This window comes from Variovorax sp. CCNWLW235 (genome assembly GCF_037204085.1).
Lineage (GTDB): Bacteria > Pseudomonadota > Gammaproteobacteria > Burkholderiales > Burkholderiaceae_C > Variovorax.
This window is the reverse complement of sequence record NZ_JBBCBW010000004.1, coordinates 77,397-98,978: the sequence shown is the minus strand read 5'-3', so window position 1 is coordinate 98,978 and position 21,582 is coordinate 77,397. Positions and strand designations below refer to the sequence as shown.

Sequence of the window (21,582 nt, the reverse complement as noted above, 5' to 3'; positions counted from 1 at the left end):
AGAACGACGCGAAACGGTATCTGGAGAGATGCGCCAGCAGGCGCTCATGCAGCCGGCGCGCGAACGTGGAACTCATTTGCGCATGGCCTGCACGGTCCGGTTCTCAGAGTCGTATTCGCAACATTTTCTCTTTGTTTGAGATTGTTGTTTACGTTTTTCGGACTGGATCTCTTAGCCGCCACCCGCCGTACAGGTGTAACTGCGAATGTTAATAGCTTCGATCCCATTGCAACAAAATGTGCAATTGTGTGAACTATTCTACTATTCAGACAGGGTGATTGTTGGCACTATCGGCGCCGTTCTTTCACCGTTTTCTTTACAACTGTTGGCATTTGACATGAAAAAACCCTCTTTCCTCCTCGCGGCCGTTCTTGCAGTCACCGCAACCAGCGCCGCCATGGCCGACATCAAGACCTCGACGTTCCAAGTCCTGATCAATGTCGCCAAGGCCTGCTCGGTCACCGCAGGCAACGCCTCCAACATCAACTTCGGCACGGTTGAATCGTCTGCCACCGGCCTGATTGCCTCCAGCAACATCAGCGTTACGTGTTCCAAGACGACGCCCTACAACGTCGGCCTGACGCCTTCGAACAGCGACACCACCGGCGCCGGCGTGATGAAACCAGATGCGGCAGGTCCTGACACCGTTCCCTACCAACTCCGGTCGGTGAGCGCCACGGGTCCAATCTGGGGCAACACCGCCACCCCCACCGCGGTGGGCAACGGCGTGGCCGGCACGGGTACGGGCGCGGCTCAAACAATCCCGGTGTTCGCCACGGTCGCGAGTGCCAACGTGACCCCTGGTGTATACCGCGACACCGTGACGGTCACGGTCAACTACTGATCGACTGCCCGTGCGCCACTTGCTTCGTTACACCGCCGTCCTCGCGCTCGCCTTGGCGCATGCGCTCGCATCGGCGAGCGGACTGCAGGTTTCCCCGGTCACGCTGACACTCCAGGCCTCGCAAAACGCCGATGGCCTGTGGCTCAGCAACACCGGCGACACAGTGGTGCACGCCCAGGTGCGGGTCTATCAATGGAGCCAGGAGAACGGCACCGAAAAACTGACGCCTTCGCGCGAGCTCCTCGTGAGTCCGCCGATGGTGCAGCTGGGCACCTCCGAGCGGCAGTTGATCCGCGTCATCCGCACCGGCGTTCCCGCCGGGACGGTCGAAGGCTCGTACCGGGTCATCATCGATGAGCTGCCGGTCGAGATGAAGGAAAAGAAGGGCCTGCAGCTGGTGCTGCGCTACTCGGTGCCTATCTTCATCGCAACCGCAGGCGCCCAGTCGCCCGCACCCCAACTCACATGGTCCCTTCGCAGGGAAGAAGGCCAGGCCGTGCTCGAAGTCGCCAACACCGGCGGCATGCACGCCCAACTGGCCGATCTGGATTTTGTAGATACCGTCGGCCGCCGCACGCCGGTGCACGCCGGCCTGATGGGCTACGTCTTGCCCGGCGCGCGCATGCGTTGGCCACTGAAGACATCCGCAGAAACATTCGCCCTCGGGGGCGTTCTGGAAACGAAGATCAATGGCAACGCGACGCAGGAAAACATCCCGCCGCTCCCACGCGTCCGCTAAGCGCCTGCTGCCACTGTTGCTTCTTTCCAGTCTGACGTCCTTGGCCGCTCAGGCCCAGAACGTTGCAGCCGTGTCCAGTTCGCTGGTGGCCGCGTCCGCGGAGGAAAACCTCGCCGGAAACGGCGGCAGCGACCTTTACCTGGAACTGAGCCTCAACGGCAATCCCCAGGGACTGGTTCACTTTGGCCTGCGCGGCAAAGAGCTCTGGGCCGCCGCCGCAACGCTGCGGCAGCTGGGCTTCGTGCTGCCGCCGGACGTGGCCGACCCCGTGCCGCTCAAGAGCCTCCCGGGCGTAAAGGTCGACTACGACGCCGCCAGCCAGCGTGTCTCGATCAACGCCTCGGCCGACGTGCTGCGCCTGCCCACGACCGTGGTCGACACGTCGACCCTCGTCGCACAAAAGGCCAGTGCTTCGCCCGGCTTGCTGCTCAACTACGATCTTTACGGCACCCAGGGCCGGGGCAACACGTCCAGCTTCAACGCGCTGACCGAACTGCGCGCATTCAGCGGCAGCGCCGTGTTCAGCAACACCCTGATGTCGCGCGCAGCCCGCCTCGACGGCGAGGGCTGGCAGCATGACTCCGTGCGGCTCGACACCACCTGGAGCAAGTCGTTCCCCGATGAGATGCTGACGCTTCGCGTGGGCGACACCACCACGGCTTCGCTGCCGTGGTCGCGCTCCACCCGCATCGGCGGCATCCAGCTTTCGCGCAACTTTGCACTGCAACCCTATCGCACCACCACGCCGCTGCCGGCGTTCCTGGGGTCGGCCACGCTGCCGTCGCAGGTGGAGCTCTATATCAATGGCCTGCGCCAGTACTCGGGCCAGGTGCCGGCGGGGCCTTTCCAGCTCAAGACGGTGCCGAGCATCAACGGCGCCGGCAATGCCCAGGTGGTGCTCACCGACGCGTTCGGCCGGGCCACGACACTCGATTTTTCGCTGTACGACACCCAGCGGCTGCTGCAGGCCGGCCTGTCCGACTGGTCCGTCGACCTCGGCATGGTGCGCAAGAGCTACGGCCTGCGTTCTTTCGACTACGGCAGCGATGCCGCCGCAACCGGCACCTGGCGCTACGGTGTGAGCAACAGCTTCACGCTCGAGGCGCATGGCGAGGCGACCCGGGGCCTGGTCAAGGGCGGCGTCGGCGGTGCATGGCTGCTCGGCCAAAGCGGCGTGGTGTCGGGCGCCGTGGCGCACAGCACCTACGGCGGAGAGCAAGGTTCGCTGGTCAACCTGGGCTACAGCTGGCGCGACAACCGTTTCAACTTCCTGGTCGAAGGCACGCGAACGCGCGGCGAGTACCGCGACATCCCTTCGCTCTACGGCAGCCCGCCGCCGCGCGGCTCGGGCCGGGCCTCCATCGGCTACAGCACCGACAACTTCGGCAGCTTCGGCCTCAGCTACCTTTACCTGCGCTACCCCGCGCAACAAGCGACACGCCTGGCGAGCGTCTATTGGTTCAGGTCGATCGGGCGCAGCGCTTCGGTGAATGTGAGCGTCAACCAGAATCTCGACGACCGCCGGGAACGCAGTCTCTTCGTCGGCTTTACCTGGGCGCTGGACGGCAATGTCACGGCGACCGCGGGGCTCCAGCGCGAACGCGACCGCACCGTCTACACCGCCGACGCGCAGAGCTCCACGCCGGGCGACGGCGGCATCGGCTGGCGCGCCGGCTTGCGCCAGGGCGCAGGCCAGAACGGCGGGCAGGCCGAGATCGACTACCTGGGCCGCTACGGCCGCGCCATGGCCGGCATCAGCGTGCTCGGCGACAGCCGCTACGCCTATGCGGGCGCCACCGGCTCGGTCGTGTTCATGGGCGGCCAGCCGTTCGCAGCCCGGCGCATCGACGATGCGTTCGCGGTGGTCTCGACCGACGGCATCGCCGGCGTGCCGGTGAAGCTGGAGAACCGCGACATCGGCACCACCGACGGCAACGGCATGTTGCTGGTGGCACCGCTCAGTGCCTACCAGAACAACCAGCTTTCGATCGACCCGATGCAATTGCCCGCCGACGTGAGGATCGAACGCGTGAAGACCGTGGCCACGCCGAGCGACCGCGCCGGCACGCTGGTGCGCTTCGGCATCACGCCGGTCAGCGCGGCCGCGCTGCTCCTGGTGGACGAGGCGGGCAAGCCCCTGCCGCTGGGCAGCCGCGTGCGCGCCAACGCGCAGGGCGGCGAGCCCACCCTGGTCGGCTTCGACGGTGCTGTGTACCTCGAGGCGCTGCAGCCCCGCAACACGCTCGACGTGCAGACGCCCTCCGGCCGCTGCCGCGCCAGCTTCGACTATCGCAAGGACGGCACCGGGATTCCGCAGATCGGCCCGCTGCGCTGCGCCAAGGAAACCAAGACGCCATGAGCCTTCTGACCCGCTCCTTGAAGGCCCTCGGCCTGCCCCTGCTCTTTGCGCTGCTCTGGTGGCTGCCGGCCGGCCCCGCCCAGGCGGCGGTCAGCTGCACCGCGACGATGACGAACCTGGCCTTCGGCACGGTCGAGCTGGTCAACGGGGGCACGCCGACGCCCGCGACAGCGACCCTGAACTACACCTGCACCAATGACGGCAACGCCACGGAGAACGCCAGGGTCTGCTTCAACATCGGCGACGGCAACGAAGGCCTCGGGAACTTCAATCCGCGCGTGATGGAGACCACCGCCGGCACTCAATTGAGGTTCCAGCTCTATCAGGCAACGGGCGGCACGATCTGGGGCTCGAATGGCAACGCGCAGGTACCGAACCCCTTCGTCGCCACGATGAGCATTCCCCGCCGTACGACGGCGGGCGGCCTGGGACGCGTGACCGGAAGCGCCACCATGCGCGGAGAACTGCTCCCGCTGCAGGGCACAGTGCCTCCAGGTTCGTACCAGGACAACTTCGTCGGGGACCACACCTCGATCACGCTGTCGAGGAGCACTTCCGGCATGCCGGCGACCTGCGACACCATACAGCCGGGCAGGTTCGCCTTCCTGGTCACCGCAACCGTCGCCAAGAGTTGCCTGGTCACCGCCGATCCGCTGAACTTCGGCACCGTCAACGGCCTGCCGGGCCAGGCCGACAGGGACCAGACCAGCACGATCAACGTTACCTGCACGACGCCCACGCCGTACACGGTTGCGCTGACGCCATCCAACGGCGCGACCACCGGCGCAGGAACGATGACGCCGACAGGCGGCGTGCCCGGCAACGCCGACACGGTGCCCTACCGTCTTTATCGCAACGCGGCCCGCACCAACGTCTGGGGCAGCGTCACCGGCACCAACACCGTTGCCGGCACCGGCAACGGCGCGGCCCAGGCCCTGACCTTGTATGGCCGCGTTCTCGGCGCCAGCGCCAACGTGCGGCCGGACAGCTACCGCGACGTCGTGACGGTCAGCGTGACCTACTGAACTCCGCCGGCACGCAAGCCGGCGCGGAAAAACCTGCTAGCCAATAGCAGGTTATGGGTAAAGAATGGCGCGACGGCCTTCATTTTCCCGCGACTCTGCCGATAAACCAGGACGGGGCGTCAAAGCGATGCCCTCCACCCGGTTGCGACGAGAGGAGGAGTTCCAATGTCCGGAAGCATGTCCGCTGCAGGTGCTGCTACTGCCCTGCGTCCGACGCGAATAGCGCCGCCGCTGGCTGCCGCCGGCATGCTGCTGCTCTTGCTGCCGCTGCGGCTCAGTTCCGCGGAGCCCACGCACGGCATCAACAGTTCCACGGCCCGGTTCACCGTCTCGATGGTCGTTCTGCCGACCTTCAAGGTGCTCGAGGTCACGCCGGTCAAGGGTGGGCATGAATACCGCGTCTGGACCAACATGAAGTCGGTGGCCATCAAGGGCCGCGAGTACCGGTTCGACAAGATCGGCGAGACGACGCTCATGGTGGCCGGAAACGATGCCGATGGCCGCGACAGCCTCGGGTCCGCTTGGCAAGGCGTCATCGGTGCCATGGCGGCGACCACAGGCTCCGCCCCGTCGCAAGCCGCCGCGCCGGCAGGCGACGGCAGCAATGCGATGCGGGTGACGGTGACCTACTGACTGACCGTGCTCCAGAAAAAAAGCCTGCAGCGGTGAGCTGCAGGCTTTCGATCGGCAGATTCCGGCGGATCGATTTCAGAACGGAATATCGTCGTCCATGTCGTCGAAGCCCGACGAAGACTTGGCCGGAGCCTGGCGCGGCGCCGCCGCCGGAGCGCGCGGTGCCGCGGCGGGTGCACGGGGGGCGTAACCGCCGCCACCGCCACCGCCACCACCGCCGCCGCCTTGCGAGTAGCCGCCACCGCCGCCACCCTGCGAATAACCGCCGTCGTCCTCCGGACCGCCCGACGGGCCGCCCTGGCCCTGGCGGCTGCCCAGCATCTGCATCTGGTCGGCGCGGATCTCGGTGGTGTACTTTTCGATGCCGTCCTTGTCGGTCCACTTGCGCGTGCGCAGGCTGCCTTCGACATACACCTGCGAGCCCTTGCGCAGGTATTGGCCGGCAATTTCGGCCAGGCGGCCGTTGAAAACGATGCGGTGCCACTCGGTGGCTTCGCGCATTTCGCCGCTTTGCTTGTCTTTCCAGCGATCGGTGGTGGCCACGGTGACGTTCGCGACCTGGTCGCCGCTTGGGAAGGTACGCATTTCGGGGTCGCGCCCCAGGTTGCCGACGACGATGACTTTATTGACCGATGCCATATGCACTGCCCCTGATAAGTAGATGGAGGAGGAGGTTGAAAGGAACCCTCGATTGTGCCCCAGGCGGCCGCCGGCATCCCCGCCGGATGCCAGAATGAGCGTTCCGCATGAACAGAGAACCCGACTTCCTCGAGCACCTGCGCGCCGAACTGCGCGGTGGCCGCGTCTGGCTCGACCGGGCCGTCGTGCTCGGCTACGCCATTGCAGCCGGGCTCTTCGTGGTGGGCTTCACGGTCGCCAGCGACTGGGTCTTCGACCAGTTTCACCGCTTCTACCGGGCCTGGCCCTGGGCGGTGCTGCTGACCACGCCGCTCATCACCGCTGCCATCGTGTGGTTCACGTTGCGTTTTTTCCCCGGTGCGGGCGGTTCGGGCATTCCGCAGATCAAGGCCGCGCTGCATCCGGCGCTGCCGGAAGAGCGGCGCTTCGTCTTCGCATCGCTGCGGCTGACCATCGCCAAGATCGGGCTGGGCGTCGCGGGCTTTGCGGCCGGGCTGTCGATCGGGCGCGAAGGCCCCTCGGTGCAGGTTGCGGCGGGCGTGATGCAGCATGCGCGGCGCTGGCTGTCGCCCAACACCACCATCGACTCCCGTGCGCTGCTGGTGGCGGGCGGGGCGGCCGGCATTGCGGCGGCCTTCAATGCGCCGCTGGCGGGCGTGGTGTTCGCCATCGAAGAACTTTCGGGCCGGCTGGAGGCGCGCTCCAGCGGCCTGATCATCACGGCCATCGTGCTGGCGGGCCTGGTGGCGGTTTCGGCGTTCGGCAATACCAGTTACTTCGGCGTGATCCGCGTGCCACGGCTGGGCTGGGACGCGCTCGGGCCCGGGCTGCTGGTCGCGCTGCTGAGCGGCGTGGCGGGCGGGCTGTTCGCGCGCCTGCTGATTGCCTCGCTGACCGGCACGGCCGGGCGCCTCAACCGCTGGCGGGCGCGCTTTCCGGTGCGCTTCGCGGCCGGCGGCGGGCTGGCGGTGGCCGTCATCGGGCTGGTGACGGGCGGGGTCACCTTCGGCGCCGGGTCCGAAGCGGTCAAGCAGATGCTGCAGGGCCATGACGAACTGACACCGCTCTACACCGCGCTCAAGTTCATTGCCACTTGGCTCACCGCCTGGTGCGGCGTGCCCGGCGGCATCTTCGCGCCGTCGCTGTCCATTGGCGCGGGCATCGGCGATGCGGTGGCCGAGCTGGCGGGCAGTGACCTCGGGCCCGCACTCATCGCCATGGGCATGGCGGGCTTCCTGGCCGCGGTCACGCAGGCGCCGCTCACCGCCTTCATCATCGTGATGGAAATGGTCGACGGCCATTCCATGGTGCTGAGCCTCATGGCTTCGGCCATGCTGGCCAGCCTGGTCTCCCGCATGATCAGCCGGCCGCTCTACGAAACACTGGCCGAGCACATGGTCGGCCGGGCCATCGGCAGCACCGCGCCGGTGCACCGGCCAGAGCCCGAAGCCCCCGCCGAGAAACCTTCTCAACCCGCCCCCTCGCCATGAAATGCAGGGCGGACTATCATGCTCGGTTGCCCTCGGACGATCGAACCCTTGAAATCCCCCGCCACTGACAACCCGGAACGCGACGCCTACCTGGGCGCCGTACTCGCGCAGCAGCGCATCAGCATCCGCGGTGCGCGCACCCACAACCTGAAAAACGTCGACCTCGACATTCCGCGCAACAAGCTCGTGGTCATCACCGGCCTGTCGGGCTCGGGCAAGTCGAGCCTGGCGTTCGACACACTGTATGCCGAAGGGCAGCGGCGCTACGTGGAAAGCCTCTCGGCCTATGCGCGGCAGTTTCTGCAGCTCATGGACAAGCCCGACGTCGACGTGATCGAGGGCCTCTCGCCCGCCATCAGCATCGAGCAGAAGGCCACCAGCCACAACCCGCGCTCCACCGTGGGCACGGTGACCGAGATCCACGACTACCTGCGCCTGCTCTATGCACGCGCCGGCACGCCCTACTGCCCCGAGCACCACCTGCCGCTGCAGGCGCAGACGGTGTCGCAAATGGTCGACGCCACGCTCGCCATTCCCAATGAGCCGCGCCTGATGATCCTCGCGCCCGTGGCGCGCGAGAAGAAAGGCGAGTTCCTCGAACTCTTCGCCGAGATGCAGGCCGCCGGCTACGTGCGCTTCCGCGTCGACGGGCAGACCTACGAATACAACGACCTGCCCAAGCTCAAGAAGACCGAGAAGCACGACATCGACGTGGTTATCGACCGGCTGCGCGCGCGCCCCGACATGCAGCAGCGCCTGGCCGAGAGTTTCGAGGCCGCGCTGCGCCTTGCAGAAGGCCGCGCCATTGCGCTGGAGCTGGGCGCCGAGGGAGCGCCCGACAAGGAGCACCTGTTCAATGCCAAGTTCGCCTGCCCCATCTGCCATTACTCGCTGTCGGAGCTGGAGCCGCGGCTTTTCTCGTTCAATTCGCCCGTAGGCGCCTGCCCGAGCTGCGACGGCCTCGGCCACCGCGAGGTGTTCGACCCGGCGCGCGTGGTGGCCTTCCCTTCGCTCTCGCTGGCCAGTGGCGCCATCAAGGGTTGGGACCGCCGCAACAGCTACTACTTCAGCATGATCGAGAGCGTCGCCAAGCACTACAAGTTCGACGTCGACGCGCCCTTTGAGTCCTTGCCCGCCTCGGTGCAGCAGGTGCTGCTGCACGGCTCGGCGGCCGAAGAGATCAAGTTCAACTACACCGTGGAATCGGGCAACTTCGCGGGCAAGAAGCTCACGAAGAAGCACCCCTTCGAGGGCATCATTCCGAACATGACGCGGCGCTACCGCGAGACCGACTCGGTGATGGTGCGCGAAGACCTTGCGCGCTTTCGCAACCTGCAGCCCTGCCCCGACTGCGGCGGCTCGCGCCTCAGGCCCGAGGCGCGCAATGTGTTTTTGGTGGACGAGGCCAATCGACCGGCCGACGGTGGCGAGCCGCCGCGCATGGCGATCTTCGAACTGAGCCACCTCACGCTGCGCGATTCGTTCGCCTGGTTCCAGAACCTGAAGCTGCGCGGCGCCAAGGCCGAGATTGCCGACAAGGTGGTGCGCGAGATCGGCCTGCGCCTCAAGTTCCTGAACGACGTGGGCCTGAACTACCTGAGCCTGGACCGCAGCGCCGAGACGCTTTCGGGCGGCGAGGCGCAGCGCATTCGCCTGGCCTCGCAAATCGGCTCCGGCCTTACGGGCGTGATGTACGTGCTCGACGAGCCCAGCATCGGCCTGCACCAGCGCGACAACGATCGCCTTATCGGCACGCTGAAGCACCTGCGCGATATCGGCAACAGCGTGATCGTGGTCGAGCACGACGAAGACATGATCCATGCCGCCGACCACGTGATCGACATGGGCCCCGGTGCGGGCGTGCACGGCGGCCGCGTGATGGCGCAGGGCACCTATGCAGAGGTGTCGGCCAACCCCGATTCGCTCACCGGCCAGTACCTTTCGGGCACGAAGAAGATCGAAGTGCCCAAGCACCGCACCGCCTGGCTGCCTGTCGTGAAGAAACCCGCCTTCAACGAAGGCAAGAAGGCCTCGCGCTTTCCGCCGAGCCCCGCGGCCGAACGGCGCGCGGCGCGCGAAGCGGCGCACCTTGCCTCGCAGACCGACCTTCAGGAAATCCGCGTGGTCGGTGCCACCGGCAACAACCTGAAGAACGTGAGCGTGGCCTTTCCGGTCGGCCTGCTCACCTGCGTTACAGGCGTTTCGGGCTCGGGCAAGTCGACGCTGGTGAACGACACGCTCTACACCGCGGTGGCGCGCACGCTGTACCGCGCGCACGAAGAGCCGGCCGCGCATGAATCGATCGAGGGCATCGAGTATTTCGACAAGGTCATCAACGTCGACCAATCGCCCATCGGCCGCACGCCGCGCAGCAACCCGGCCACCTACACGGGCCTGTTCACGCCCATTCGCGAGCTGATGGCCGAGACCAACACCGCGCGCGAACGCGGCTACGGCCCGGGCCGATTCAGCTTCAACGTGGCGGGCGGCCGCTGCGAAGCTTGCCAGGGCGACGGCGTGGTGAAGGTCGAGATGCACTTTCTGCCTGACGTGTACGTGCCCTGCGAGGTGTGCCACGGCCAGCGCTACAACCGCGAGACGCTCGAGGTCCAGTACAAGGGCAAGAACATCGCGCAGATCCTCGAGATGACGGTCGAGGTGGCGCACGAGTTTTTGAAGGCCGTGCCGACCATCGAGCGCAAGCTGCGCACGCTGCTCGACGTGGGCCTGTCGTACATCAAGCTCGGCCAGTCGGCCACCACGCTCTCGGGCGGCGAGGCGCAGCGCGTGAAGCTTGCGCTGGAGCTCAGCAAGCGCGACACCGGCCGCACGCTCTACATCCTGGACGAGCCGACGACCGGCCTGCACTTTGCCGACATCGAACTGCTGCTGAAGGTGCTGCACCAACTGCGCGACGCGGGCAACACCATCGTGGTGATCGAGCACAACCTGGACGTCATCAAGACGGCCGACTGGCTCATCGACATGGGCCCGGAGGGCGGCGCGGGCGGCGGCACGGTGGTGGGCGAAGGCACGCCTGAAGACATCGCGGCCAATGAGGCCAGCCACACGGGGCGCTACCTCAAGCGGCTGCTGTAGCCGCGCGAGCGTTCTGCACGAATGCGCAAGCCGCGCCACAATCGCGGCCCATGCCTTCCTTCACGCCGCGCCAGTTCGTCCTGCTTGTTCTCCTCACCCTTGCATGGGGCCTCAACTGGCCCGTGATGAAGCTCGGCGTGGCGGACTATCCGCCGCTCGCGTTCCGCGCCATCTCCATCTGGCTCGGGCTGCCGGTGCTGGGCCTGGCGCTGGTGTGGATGAAGGTGCCCTTTCGCGTGCCGCGAAGCGCATGGCCCGAGCTGGTGTGGCTGGGCGCCACCAACATGTTCGTCTGGCATGCCTGCATTATTCTTGCGGTGAAGGCGCTCTCGGGCGGGCGCGCGGCAATCCTCGGCTACACGATGCCGGTGTTCTCGGCGGTGATCGGCGCCGTGCTGTTCTCTGCCGTGCTCACGCGGCGCGCGTGGATCGGCGTGGGTGCCTGCGCGGTGGGCGTGGGCCTGCTGCTCTGGCACGAGCTCACCGACTTTGCGGGGCGGCCCGGCTACGTCGCGCTCGCGCTGGCGGCCGCCGCAACATGGGCGCTGGGCACGCAGTTGCTGCGGCACACGCGCATCGGGCTCCCCACGCTCACGCTCTCGTTCTGGATGACGGCGATGACGGCCGTCGTGATGACGGTGCTCACGCTGCTCTTCGAGCGCGACCAGTGGCGCTGGCCGGGCTCCGTGACCTGGGGTTCGATTCTCTACAACGCGGTGCTGATCTTCGGCTTTGCGCACGCGGCGTGGTTCTACCTGGCGCGCGGCCTTCCGCCGGTGGCGTCGACGCTGAGCGTGATGTTCATTCCAGTGCTGGGCGTGTTCAGCGGCGCGGTGTGGCTCGGCGAGGTCGTGCACTGGCAGGACTGGGTGGCCGTCGCGCTGATGATGGTGGCCATTGCCTCGGTGCTCTGGCCTTCGCGCAGCGCCGCCGCCACGGGCTGACGAGGAAGACTCAGGTCGTCGTCTGCACGTGCAGGCGGCTCGTCTTGCAGCGGTGCAGCGCGCGGTAGTGCTCCAGCGGCCGGCCGTTGGCGCCGTAGGCAATCGACTCGATGCGCAGCAGCGGCTCGGGCTGCGGCAGGTCGAGCAGCTTGCAGGTTTCAGCATCGGGCAGCACCGCATCGATCCAGCGCTCGGCGCGCACCAGGCGCAGGCCGTATTGCCGGCGCAGCACGTCGTACAGCGACCGGTCTTCCAGGCGTGCACGGTGCAGCCCGGGTGCCAGGTCGGCCGGCACCACGGTCTCGACCAGCAGGCGCAGTTCGCCGTCCACGCTGCGCAGGCGCTTGAGCGCCACCACCTGCGTGTCGTCGGCCAGGCCCAGCGACGCGGCCTCTTGCGCAGTGGGCGCGCGCAGTTCCTGCGTGAGGATTTGCGTGCGCACCGAGCGGCCCTTGCGCTCCATCTCGTCGGAGAAGCCCAGCACGGTGGAAACAAAGTCTTCGTCGCGCTCGCGCGCCGACACAAAGGCGCCGCGCCCCTTGATCTTGTAGATGAGGTTGTTGCGCACCAGGTCGGCCAAGGCCTCGCGCACCACGATGCGCGAAATGCCGAACTGCTCGCCCAGCTCCGCCTCTGAGGGCAGCTTGGCGCCGATGGGCAGCACGCCTTGCAGGATCTGCAGGCGAATGGTGTCGCGGAACTGCGCCCACAGCGGCGATTCGGAATTGCGGTCGAGCACGGTCGACATGTCGTTGGGACTGTTCACTTTTAGGCTTGGCCAAGCACTGGGTTGGCCATCAATGATGCATCGAAAGAAGGTTGTTCGCCTGCCGGCACGGCATGAAGGCGTACGTTGTGCCGCTCGCGCAGCGCCGTGGCGCAGGCGCACAGCTCGTTATGGGCATGCACGGCGTCCCAGCCCAGCGCCTCGGCCGCAACACCCGCAATCTCGGCCAGGGCTGCGTCGGTGACCAGGCCGCGAATGGCCAGCAGCGTGCGGCGAATCACCAGGTCGTCCAGGTGCACCACGCCGGTTTCAAGGCACAGGTACGACAGCTCGGCGGCCGAATAATCCGGAGCGTGTTGCAGCGGCACATCGCCCGACGCCGCAAGGCGCTGCGCCAGCGGCAGCGCCTTGGAGCCGTAGCGCGCCAACAGGTTCAGCGCGCGCGTGCGGCCCATGCCGGAGGCCGCCATCATCTTCTCGATGAAACGGTCGGTCGCCGCTGCATCGGTTGGCAGTTCCGCACCGCCGCCGATGGGCAGCAGCTCGGTCGATGCGGTGCGCGAGCGGCCCAGCAGCTGCAGCACCTCGTTGGTGGCTTCTTCGGCCAACGAGCGAAAGGTGGTCCACTTGCCGCCGACCAGGCCGACGATGGCAATGTCGCGCGTTGCATTGGGCGGATCGACCACCACCGAATGGTCGCGCGAAATCTGGCCCGGCTTGTCGGCATCGGAGCGCGCGAGCGGTCGCACGCCAACGTAGGTGTAGACCACGTCGCCGCGGCCGAAGGCCATGTTCGGAAAAACCTCGCGCAGCACTTCGATCAGGTAGTCGACCTCGGCAGGCTCGGTCACGATCTGGTCCGGGTCTTCCACCGGGATGTCGGTGGAGCCCACCAGCACGCGGTCCAGAAACGGGTAGACGATGCACACGCGCCCATCCACCGCCTCGAAGTAGGCCATGCGGCCGTCGAGTGCATCGCGCAGCGCCGGGTGGTCGAGCACCAGGTGCGAGCCCTTGGTGCCCATCACGCGCGGGCCGGCACCGCCGAGCACCGCCGCGCTGCGGTCGAGCCACGCGCCGGTGGCGTTCACCACGGTATCGGCCGTCACGCGCACCAGCTCGCCGGTGATCTCGTCGCGCAGCGTGAGGATGTTGCCCGCGCAGCCCATCACGCGGCAGTAGTTCGCGGCCGCGGAGCGCGGCTGGTCGCGGCAGGCATCGCCGATGAGTTCGAGGATGAGCCATTCGGGATGGCTGATCCACGCATCGAAAAAAGTCGCGGTCCAGCGGATGGCCGCACGGAACAGGCCGCGGTCTGCCGAGGGCACGCGGCTGATGCGGTGCCCCGGCATCACGCGCTGGCGGCGCCCCAGCAGGTCATAGAGCCGCAGGCCCAGCGCCACGGCCAGGAGCCCGCGGGTGCGCTGCGGCGGTGTGCGGCCGAAGAACTTGAGCGCGCTGCTCATCAGCCCGCCGAAGAAGTTGGCAAGTGGCACCACCGTCTTGAGCGGCCGCACCAGGTGCGGCGCATTGCGCAGCAGCAGGTTGCGCTCGCGCGTGGCTTCGGCCACCAGAGAGAAGCTGCCGCTCTCCAGGTAACGCAAGCCGCCGTGGATCATGCGCGAAGGCGCGCTGCTGGCGCCGGCGCCGAAGTCGCCCTTGTCGACAATGAGGCAATCGACGCGCTGCAGCGACAGGTCGCGAAACACGCCGACGCCGTTGATGCCGGCGCCCACGATCACGGTGGAGAAATGCCGCCCCGCCAGCGAGGCCGGGCGTACGAAGGGAAGTTGCCAGGCGCTCATCTCTCGCTTCCCGAGATGTGGGTGAATACAGGTGACATGCTGTCGATCAGTTCGTTGAAACCGGCGTTGAAATCCGCATGAGCGCTGGCGTCCCGTGCATCGGGTTCGACCACTTCGCAGGGCGCGAGCAATGGGCTGCCTTGGCGCGCGTCGTCGAGACCTTGCGACATGGCCGCGTAGATTGCGGCGCCGCGCGCGCCGGTCTCGTCGTCGGCGCAGCGCTCGACCGGGCGGCCAAGAAAAGACGCCAGCAGGCGCACCAGGCGCGCATCGCCCGCGCCGCCGCCGAGCACCGTCGTCTCGCCAACCGCGAGGCCGGCCGCGGCAAGGCGCGCCGTGTGCCGCGCATGCAGGGCCGCAACGGCATCGACCACGGCGCGCGCCATGTCGGCGCGTGTGTGATGGCTCTTGAGGCCCACGAAGCCGGCGGTCACGCCGCCTCCGCCGTTGACGAAAGGAAGAAAGCGCAAGCCGCCGGCGCCCAGCGGCACCGTCATGGCCAAGTCGACCACCGCGCGCGAATCGGGCAGTGCGAGCACGCCGGCCAGCCAGGCAATATTGGCCATCGAAGAGGGGCTGTTCTCCATGTAGAGCCGCTCGTTGGTGCGGCCGAAATTCACGATGGCTGCGACGGCGGGCCTGGGCTCCAGCACCGGCCCGACCACGGCGTTGACGCACCAGGTGCCGAACACCGATACCGCGCGGCCGCGCGCTTCCGCGCCAATCGCCGTCATCGAGGCGAGCAGGTCGATGGCGCCCATTGCCACCGGAATGCCCGCCGGCAACCCGCACAGCGCCGCCTCCGAAGGCCACAGTTTTCCGATGACAGTGCCGCTCGGCACGACGGGGCCGAAGGCATGTGCGCCAAGCTCCGCAATGCCCGATGCATCGAAGGCCGCCCGCGACCAGCTGCCGGTGGCGAGCGACACCAGCCCGGCGGTGCTCGCATCGCTCGCATCGGTGGCAATTTCGCCGGTGAGCAGAAAGCCGAGGTAGTCCTTGGCGAACAGCAAACGGCGCAGTTCGCCGCGCAGCACGGCGTCCGTGCCCAGCAACTCGGCGGCGATCACCGTCGGCTGCCCGGGCCAGGGGCTGCAGCCCACCTCTTCGAACAACTGCGCACCGTGGCTTGCCGCCAGGGCGCGCGCTCGCGCATCGGCGCGCTGGTCGGTGGAGGCGACGGCGCGCCCGCCGACGAGCTGGCCCTCGGCATCGAGCGCATAGAGGCCGGCGCCGTGGCCGGTGCAGGCCATGGCGCGAACCTCGGCCGTGCGCGGGCCGAGTTGCTGGGCGACATCTCGCAGCACGTGCGTCAGTGCCGCGCGTATCGCCGCAGCACCCACCTCGCAGCCGCCGCCGGCCAGCCGGTCGTGCGGCAGGGGCATGCGGGACAACGCAACGGTGCGGCCGCTCGCAGCTTCGAGGGCCAGCGCCTTCAGGCTGCTCGAGCCCATGTCGACGCCGATCAATATATTTGGCTTCATGTCATAACAGCTTCTGCGACTTGAAAGCGGCTTGCCAGTAGCGTTTCCCCTAGTTATCGCGGCAAACAACCCGCGATTACATTCTACCTGTCATAACAACTGTCGTGACAACGAGGTCCCAAAGATCTGCTCTCCAAAGGCAGGTCGCAAGCTCTGCCAGTCAACGCGAGGAGACACAAGATGAGGCGAAATTTCCTGAAGTCCGCTGCGGCCGCCGGTATCGGCCTGGCCGGCACCAGCGCATTTGCGCAGTCCACCCCCACGGCCGCCGCCACCGGTTTGCGCGGCAACGCCAGCGACGTCTACGTGATGAACGTGATGGTGTCGGGCGTCGAATACTGGTTTCCGGTCTACGAAATGATGAAGCAGCTCGGCCGCACGCTGGGCGTGCGCACGCGCTACACCGGCACGCCCGAGTACGACGTGAACAAGCAGCTGGCCTCGTTCGAGCAGGAACTGGCGCGCAAGCCCGCGGGCATCCTGCTGCACCCGATGAACCCCGACCCGTTCATCGAGCCGATCAACCGGGCGGTGGCCATGGGCATCCCGGTCGTGACCTTCGCGGCCGACTCGCCCAACTCCAAGCGCGCATCGTTCGTCACCTCGGACAACGACCGCGAAGGCACGCAGGCGGCCGACGCGATTGCCGCAGCGTTGGGCGGCAAGGGCGAGTACGCGGTGCTCGAGAACCCCGGCCAGGACAACCACGACCGCCGCATCGCGGCCTTCATCAACCGCATGAAGACCAAGCACGCGGGCATGAAGCTGGTGGGCCGCGCCGCCAGCAACCAGGACCCGAGCAAGGCCTACCAGGCGGTGCTGAGCCTGGCGCAGGCCAACCCGAACCTGGGTGCGCTGTTCATGCCCGAAGCCAACTCGGCATTGGGCGCGGCTCAGGCCAAGATCGAATCGAAGAAGAACATCCGCGTGATGTGCTGCGACGTGAACGCCAAGATCCTCGACATGATCAAGGCCGGCGACGTGTTCGGTGCCATCAACCCCAACCAGGGCATGCAGGGCTACATGGGCATGATGATGCTGTTCCTGGCCAAGAACCCCTCGCTCATCGACCCGATGAACGACGCCAAGCGCAACGGCACCAACCCGATGTCGGTGCCGTTCCTGGACAACGGCCTGTCGGTGGTCAGCAAGGCCAATGCTGACGACTTCTACTGGGACAAATACCTCGCTCGCCGCGGCACCAAGGGAATCGGCGAATGAGCGCAGCGCCGGGCCGCCCCAAGCAAGCTCGCACCGCAGCGCATGGCGCGGAGGTTGCCGAGTGACCACGTTGCTCGAACTGCGCGGCATCAGCAAGCGCTTCGGCGCCTCGCGCGCGCTCTCGGGCGTGGACTTCTCGCTGCACGCGGGCGAGATCCACGCCCTGTGCGGCGAAAACGGCGCGGGCAAGTCGACGCTGATGAACATCATCGACGGCATTCACCGCCCCGACGAAGGCGACATCGTTCTCAACGGCGAGAAGGTGGCCATCGACGGCCCGGCGCATGCCATGCGCCTGGGCATCGGCCTGGTGCACCAGGAGATCGCGCTGTGCGGCGACGCCACCGTGGCCGAGAACATCTTCATGCCCGAGATCAACGCGGGCAAGCAGGCCTGGATGAACTACGCCAGCCTGAACGCGCGCGCCGCCGAAGTGCTGGCGCGGCTCGGGCAAGACATCGACCCTGCCGCGCCGGTAAGCGAACTCAGCATTTCAAGCCAGCAGCTGGTGGAGATTGCCAAGGCGCTCACGCTCGACTGCAAGGTGCTGATCCTCGACGAACCCACGGCCGCGCTCACCGACAACGAATCGGCCGCGCTCTTTCGTGTGCTGCACGACCTGAAGGCGCAGGGCATCGGCATCATCTACATCAGCCACCGCATGGCTGAAATATTCACGCACTGCGACCGCGTCACGGTGCTGCGCGACGGGCGCAACGTGCATTGCGGGCCGCTGGCCGGGCTGACGGCCGACGAGCTGGTGCGCCGCATGGTCGGCCGCGAGCTCGGCAACTACTACCCGCCCAAGCAAGCCGGCGTCGAGCCCTCAGGCCCCGTACTGGAGGTGGCCAACATCGGCGACGGTGAGCGCGTACACGGCATTTCGTTTGCACTGAAGCGCGGCGAGATCCTCGGCATTGCAGGCCTGATGGGCGCCGGCCGCAGCGAACTGGCCGAAACGCTGTGCGGCCTGCGCGCCGCCACGCAAGGCACGGTGCGCCTGAACGGCAAGGCGCTTGCAATCCGCAAGTACAGCGACGCGCTGCGCGAAGGCATTGCCTACCTCAGCGAAGACCGCAAGGCGGCGGGCGTGTACCTCGACCTGCCGATTGCGCAGAACATCTCCTCGATGGCGCTGCGGCGCGTGAGCTCCGCCTGGGGCCTCTTGCAGCGTTCGGCCGAACACCGCCTGGCACGCGAGCTGGGCGCCAAGCTCAACCTCAAGTCGGACGGCGTGGCCATCGAGGTGTCGAGCCTTTCGGGCGGCAACCAGCAGAAGGTGGCCATTGCCAAGCTGCTGGCCACCAACCCGTCGGTGCTGCTGATGGACGAGCCCACGCGCGGCGTGGACGTGGGCGCGAAATCCGAGATTCACCACATCCTGCGCGAGCTCGCGAACCAGGGTGTGGGCGTGATCGTGATTTCTTCCGAGCTGCCCGAGATCATCGGCCTGTGCGACCGGGCGCTGGTGATCCGCGACGGTCGATTGGCCGGCGAATTGAATTCCAACGAAATGACGGAGGAAGCCCTGCTGCGGCTCGCCTCCGGACTCTGCGAACAGGAGATGGCATGAACTACCCGGCACAACTCGATTCGGGCATCGCACCCAGGCAGTCAGGGGGCGGGCCCGCAAAACCCACCAACAAGCTCACCAGCATGCGCGAGATGGGCCTGCTGCTGATCATTGCGGTGCTGTGCGTGGCAATGAGCTTTGCGTCGCCCTACTTCCTTACCTGGGAGAACGTGCGCGCGATGCTGCTGTCGTTTTCCATCGAAGGCATCGTGGTGGTCGGCATGACCATTTTGCTGATCGTCGGGGGCATCGATCTTTCGGTGGGCTCGGTGGTCTGCTTTGCGATGGTGGTCACGGGCAAGCTCTTCCTGATGGGCGTGGACCCTTGGCTCGCGAGCCTGGTGGCCATCGGCGCAAGCGGGCTCATCGGCGCGATGATCGGCGGCTGCGTCACGCGCATCGGGCTCAACCACTTCATCGCATCGCTGGCCTTCATGGTCATCGTGCGCGGGCTGTGCCTTGCGCTCACGCAGGGCACGCCGCAGTCGCTGTTCTCGCTGCCGGCCGAATTCAAGTTCATCGGGCAGGGCACGCTGTTCGGAGTTCCCGCGGTCATCCTGATCTTCATTGCCATCGTCGTCGTGAGCGACTTCGTGCTGCGCCGTTCGACCCTGCTGCGCCGCGTGTTCTACACCGGCAGCAACGAGAAGGCGGCGCTGTATTCGGGCATTCGCGTGGGGCGCGTGAAGTTCTGGGTCACGGTGCTGTGCGCTGCTTCGGCGGGCCTTGCGGGCGTGATCTACACGGCGCGCTTCGGCGCGGCCACGCCCACCTTCGGCGTGGGCATGGAGCTCAACGTGATCGCCGCCGCGGTGATCGGCGGGGCCAGCCTCAAGGGCGGCTCCGGCACGGTGCTGGGCGCGGTGCTGGGCTTGGCGCTGCTGTCGGTGGTGACCAGCTCGCTGATCCTGCTGGATGTTTCGCCTTACTGGCAAGACGTGATCAAGGGCCTGATCCTGCTCGCGGCCGTGACCATCGACCACCTGTTGAACACGAGAAAGAAGACCAGATGAAGAGCGAAATGAAGCAGACCACGCTGGGCCCGTCGGGCATCGAATGCTCGGCCATCGGCCTGGGCACCTGGGCCATGGGCGGATGGATGTGGGGCGGCGGCGACAACGCGGCGGCCATGGTGGCCATCCAGGCTTCGCTGGATGCGGGCGTGAACCTGATCGACACCGCACCGGCCTACGGGCTCGGGCGCTCGGAAAGCATCGTGGGCACCGCGCTCAAGGGGCGCCGCCACGAAGCCGTCATTGCGACCAAGTGCGGTTTGGTCTGGCACACCCAGCAGGGCACACACTTCTTCGAGGAAGACGGCCACCCGGTGTATCGCTTCCTCGGTCGCGAATCGATCTTCCATGAATGCGAAGAGAGCCTGAAGCGCCTGCAGACCGACTACATCGACCTGTACATCACGCACTGGCAGGACAGCACCACGCCCGTGGCCGAGACCATGGACGCGCTGCTCGAGCTCAAGAAGCAGGGAAAGATCCGCGCCATCGGCGTGAGCAACGTGAGCCCCGAGACGCTTGCCGAGTACCTGCGCCATGGCCCGGTCGATGCGGCGCAGGAGCGTTACAGCCTGATCGACCGCGAGATCGAAACCACGCTCGCACCCTTGTGCAGCGAGCACAACGTGGCGGTGCTGGGCTATTCGTCGCTCGCGCTCGGCCTGCTTGCCGGCCCGATCGATCCGGCGCGCGAGTTCAAGGGCGACGACCAGCGTGCAAGCAATCCGCGCTTCAGCGAAGCCAACCGTTCGAAGCTCAAGGCATTCTTCGAAGAACTCGAGCCCGCGCGTGCAAGGCTCGGCTGCTCGTTCGGCCAGATGATGATCGCGTGGACCGTCGCGCGAGGCACCGTGGCCGTCGCGCTGTGCGGTGCGCGCGTGCGCCAGCAGGCCATCGAGAACGCCGGCGCCGGCGCGGTCGAGCTGGGCGACGACGCCCTGCGGCTCATCGACGCCGCGGCGAAGCGCCACCTGGGCGCGCTCGCCTGACCTTTCCCTTCTTTTTCCGACCCCCACAAGGAGTTCTTTCCATGTCGAAAGACAAGACAGCGCGGCTCAACCGGCTGCTGACCAACGGTCGATGCCTGGACATTGCCCTGGACCACGGCGTGTGCAACGAGCCCTCGTTCCTCGACGGCCTGGAAGACATGCCCCAGGTCATGGACAAGCTCCTGGCCGCCGGGCCCGACGCGATCCAGCTCAACTACGGCCAATCCGACCTGCTGCAGGACCGCCCGGGCCGCAACAAGCCCGCACTGGTGATGCGCATCGACATGGGCAACCCCTACAACGCCACGTTGCACCGCGTGATGTGGGCCCAGCTGCAGAACGAGCATGACCCGGTGCTGCCGGCTGTGCAGCGCGATGCGGCCTGCGTGGTGGTCAACCTCTTCATGCTGCCGAACGAGCCCGACCTGTTTCGCCAGTGCGTGCAGAACATCGCACGCGTGCGCGCCGACTGCGACCGCTACGGCATGCCGCTGATGATCGAGCCGCTGGTGATGCAGTCGCCCACGCCGGGCAGCCGCTACCAGGTCGATGGCGACGCCGAGAAGATCGTCACGCTGGTGCGCCTTGCGCGCGAGATGGGTGCCGACATCGTCAAGGCCGACCCGACCAGCGACCCTGCCGACTTCCATCGCGTGGTGCAGGCGGCGCGCTGCCCTGTGCTCGTGCGCGGCGGCGGCCGCGAAGACCTGCAGCAGGTGTTCGCGCGCTCGCGCGCACTGCTGGATCAGGGCGCCGTCGGCATGGTGTACGGGCGCAATGTGTACCAGCACGCCAACCCCTCCGCGGTGGTGAGCGCGCTGATGGCCATGATCCACCGCGGCGCGAGCGCCAAGGAGGCCTGGGCTCTCTACGAGTCGGGCGGCGCCAAGTAAGACAAAGAGCGAGCGCCGGCGCAAGAACCAAGAAGAAATCAGCACGGCAGGCGATGCACCCGTCGCCTGCCGGGGTGCGTCCTGCGCGCGCACTGGAGAGGGGTC

General features: G+C 67.0%; 17 protein-coding genes. 13 read left to right on the top strand and 4 right to left on the bottom strand.

Features of this window, described 5'->3' with window-relative positions; translation table 11 throughout:
* Positions 1 to 337: 337 nt before the first annotated feature.
* From V9L21_RS06705 to V9L21_RS06685, 5 genes are all read left to right on the top strand, one after another.
* Positions 338 to 844, top strand: a complete 507-nt coding sequence (locus V9L21_RS06705) for a Csu type fimbrial protein (RefSeq protein ID WP_337310264.1) — start codon at positions 338 to 340, stop codon at positions 842 to 844.
* Between the two features lie 10 nt (positions 845 to 854).
* Entirely contained in the window at positions 855 to 1,583 is a 729-nt protein-coding gene (locus V9L21_RS06700; protein ID WP_337310262.1) for a fimbrial biogenesis chaperone, read from the top strand.
* 70 nt (positions 1,584 to 1,653) lie between these two features.
* A complete protein-coding gene (locus tag V9L21_RS06695) occupies positions 1,654 to 3,942 on the top strand; it encodes a fimbria/pilus outer membrane usher protein (RefSeq protein WP_337310260.1) in 2,289 nt (762 codons plus the stop codon).
* A complete protein-coding gene (locus tag V9L21_RS06690; protein WP_337310258.1) occupies positions 3,939 to 4,967 on the top strand; it encodes a Csu type fimbrial protein in 1,029 nt (342 codons plus the stop codon). The genes V9L21_RS06695 and V9L21_RS06690 overlap by 4 nt, the downstream gene beginning before the upstream one ends.
* Before the next feature lie 165 nt (positions 4,968 to 5,132).
* On the top strand, positions 5,133 to 5,600 hold the full coding sequence (locus V9L21_RS06685) for a hypothetical protein (RefSeq protein ID WP_337310256.1): 468 nt from the start codon (positions 5,133 to 5,135) through the stop codon (positions 5,598 to 5,600).
* 75 nt (positions 5,601 to 5,675) lie between these two features.
* On the opposite strand, the gene ssb is transcribed toward V9L21_RS06685, so the two are convergent.
* Positions 5,676 to 6,239: a single-stranded DNA-binding protein gene (gene ssb, locus V9L21_RS06680; RefSeq protein ID WP_337310254.1), complete on the bottom strand. Its 564-nt coding sequence runs from the start codon at positions 6,237 to 6,239 to the stop codon at positions 5,676 to 5,678.
* Positions 6,240 to 6,346: 107 nt separating this feature from the next.
* Here ssb and V9L21_RS06675 point away from each other — a divergent pair, with 107 nt between their 5' ends.
* Genes V9L21_RS06675 through V9L21_RS06665 form a run of 3 tightly spaced genes read left to right on the top strand, consistent with a single transcriptional unit; the run spans position 6,347 to position 11,772 of the window.
* A complete protein-coding gene (locus V9L21_RS06675; RefSeq protein ID WP_337310252.1) occupies positions 6,347 to 7,729 on the top strand; it encodes a chloride channel protein in 1,383 nt (460 codons plus the stop codon).
* Between the two features lie 18 nt (positions 7,730 to 7,747).
* Complete coding sequence (gene uvrA / locus V9L21_RS06670; RefSeq protein ID WP_337310250.1) at positions 7,748 to 10,828, top strand: excinuclease ABC subunit UvrA; 3,081 nt, start codon at positions 7,748 to 7,750, stop codon at positions 10,826 to 10,828.
* Positions 10,829 to 10,878: 50 nt separating this feature from the next.
* On the top strand, positions 10,879 to 11,772 hold the full coding sequence (locus V9L21_RS06665; RefSeq protein WP_337310248.1) for a DMT family transporter: 894 nt from the start codon (positions 10,879 to 10,881) through the stop codon (positions 11,770 to 11,772).
* A gap of 10 nt (positions 11,773 to 11,782) precedes the next feature.
* On the opposite strand, the gene V9L21_RS06660 is transcribed toward V9L21_RS06665, so the two are convergent.
* From V9L21_RS06660 to V9L21_RS06650, 3 genes are read right to left on the bottom strand one after another with little or no spacing between them, the layout of a single operon-like run.
* Positions 11,783 to 12,520, bottom strand: a complete 738-nt coding sequence (locus V9L21_RS06660) for a GntR family transcriptional regulator (protein WP_443304515.1) — start codon at positions 12,518 to 12,520, stop codon at positions 11,783 to 11,785.
* Between the two features lie 20 nt (positions 12,521 to 12,540).
* Positions 12,541 to 14,304 carry a glycerol-3-phosphate dehydrogenase/oxidase gene (locus V9L21_RS06655; protein ID WP_337310244.1) on the bottom strand — a complete coding sequence of 588 codons (1,764 nt, stop codon included), beginning with the start codon at positions 14,302 to 14,304 and terminating at the stop codon, positions 12,541 to 12,543.
* A complete protein-coding gene (locus V9L21_RS06650; RefSeq protein WP_337310242.1) occupies positions 14,301 to 15,788 on the bottom strand; it encodes an FGGY family carbohydrate kinase in 1,488 nt (495 codons plus the stop codon). The genes V9L21_RS06655 and V9L21_RS06650 overlap by 4 nt, the downstream gene beginning before the upstream one ends.
* Positions 15,789 to 15,968: 180 nt before the next feature.
* Between V9L21_RS06650 and V9L21_RS06645 the strand changes: the two genes are divergently transcribed.
* The 5 genes from V9L21_RS06645 (at position 15,969) to V9L21_RS06625 (ending at position 21,477) form a co-directional block, all read left to right on the top strand.
* On the top strand, positions 15,969 to 17,009 hold the full coding sequence (locus V9L21_RS06645) for a substrate-binding domain-containing protein (RefSeq protein WP_126747754.1): 1,041 nt from the start codon (positions 15,969 to 15,971) through the stop codon (positions 17,007 to 17,009).
* 61 nt (positions 17,010 to 17,070) lie between these two features.
* Complete coding sequence (locus V9L21_RS06640; RefSeq protein WP_337310240.1) at positions 17,071 to 18,582, top strand: sugar ABC transporter ATP-binding protein; 1,512 nt, start codon at positions 17,071 to 17,073, stop codon at positions 18,580 to 18,582.
* A complete protein-coding gene (locus tag V9L21_RS06635) occupies positions 18,579 to 19,595 on the top strand; it encodes an ABC transporter permease (protein WP_337310238.1) in 1,017 nt (338 codons plus the stop codon). Before V9L21_RS06640 ends, V9L21_RS06635 begins: the two co-directional genes overlap by 4 nt.
* Positions 19,592 to 20,584, top strand: coding sequence for an aldo/keto reductase (locus V9L21_RS06630; RefSeq protein WP_337310236.1), 993 nt, complete (start codon positions 19,592 to 19,594; stop codon positions 20,582 to 20,584). Before V9L21_RS06635 ends, V9L21_RS06630 begins: the two co-directional genes overlap by 4 nt.
* A 41-nt stretch (positions 20,585 to 20,625) precedes the next feature.
* Positions 20,626 to 21,477, top strand: coding sequence for a class I fructose-bisphosphate aldolase (locus V9L21_RS06625; protein WP_126747758.1), 852 nt, complete (start codon positions 20,626 to 20,628; stop codon positions 21,475 to 21,477).
* Positions 21,478 to 21,582 lie beyond the last annotated feature (105 nt).

Bases quoted from the DNA above. Each gene is read 5' to 3' on its own strand.
- V9L21_RS06660 (WP_443304515.1), bottom strand. From the start codon at position 12,520: ATGTCGACCGTGCTCGACCGCAATTCCGAATCGCCGCTGTGGGCGCAG.
- V9L21_RS06625 (WP_126747758.1), top strand. From the start codon at position 20,626: ATGTCGAAAGACAAGACAGCGCGGCTCAACCGGCTGCTGACCAACGGT.
- V9L21_RS06665 (WP_337310248.1), top strand. From the start codon at position 10,879: ATGCCTTCCTTCACGCCGCGCCAGTTCGTCCTGCTTGTTCTCCTCACC.
- V9L21_RS06635 (WP_337310238.1), top strand. From the start codon at position 18,579: ATGAACTACCCGGCACAACTCGATTCGGGCATCGCACCCAGGCAGTCA.
- V9L21_RS06630 (WP_337310236.1), top strand. From the start codon at position 19,592: ATGAAGAGCGAAATGAAGCAGACCACGCTGGGCCCGTCGGGCATCGAA.
- V9L21_RS06655 (WP_337310244.1), bottom strand. From the start codon at position 14,304: ATGAGCGCCTGGCAACTTCCCTTCGTACGCCCGGCCTCGCTGGCGGGG.
- V9L21_RS06645 (WP_126747754.1), top strand. From the start codon at position 15,969: ATGAGGCGAAATTTCCTGAAGTCCGCTGCGGCCGCCGGTATCGGCCTG.
- V9L21_RS06650 (WP_337310242.1), bottom strand. From the start codon at position 15,788: ATGAAGCCAAATATATTGATCGGCGTCGACATGGGCTCGAGCAGCCTG.
- V9L21_RS06675 (WP_337310252.1), top strand. From the start codon at position 6,347: ATGAACAGAGAACCCGACTTCCTCGAGCACCTGCGCGCCGAACTGCGC.
- V9L21_RS06685 (WP_337310256.1), top strand. From the start codon at position 5,133: ATGTCCGGAAGCATGTCCGCTGCAGGTGCTGCTACTGCCCTGCGTCCG.
- uvrA (WP_337310250.1), top strand. From the start codon at position 7,748: ATGCTCGGTTGCCCTCGGACGATCGAACCCTTGAAATCCCCCGCCACT.
- V9L21_RS06705 (WP_337310264.1), top strand. From the start codon at position 338: ATGAAAAAACCCTCTTTCCTCCTCGCGGCCGTTCTTGCAGTCACCGCA.
- V9L21_RS06690 (WP_337310258.1), top strand. From the start codon at position 3,939: ATGAGCCTTCTGACCCGCTCCTTGAAGGCCCTCGGCCTGCCCCTGCTC.
- ssb (WP_337310254.1), bottom strand. From the start codon at position 6,239: ATGGCATCGGTCAATAAAGTCATCGTCGTCGGCAACCTGGGGCGCGAC.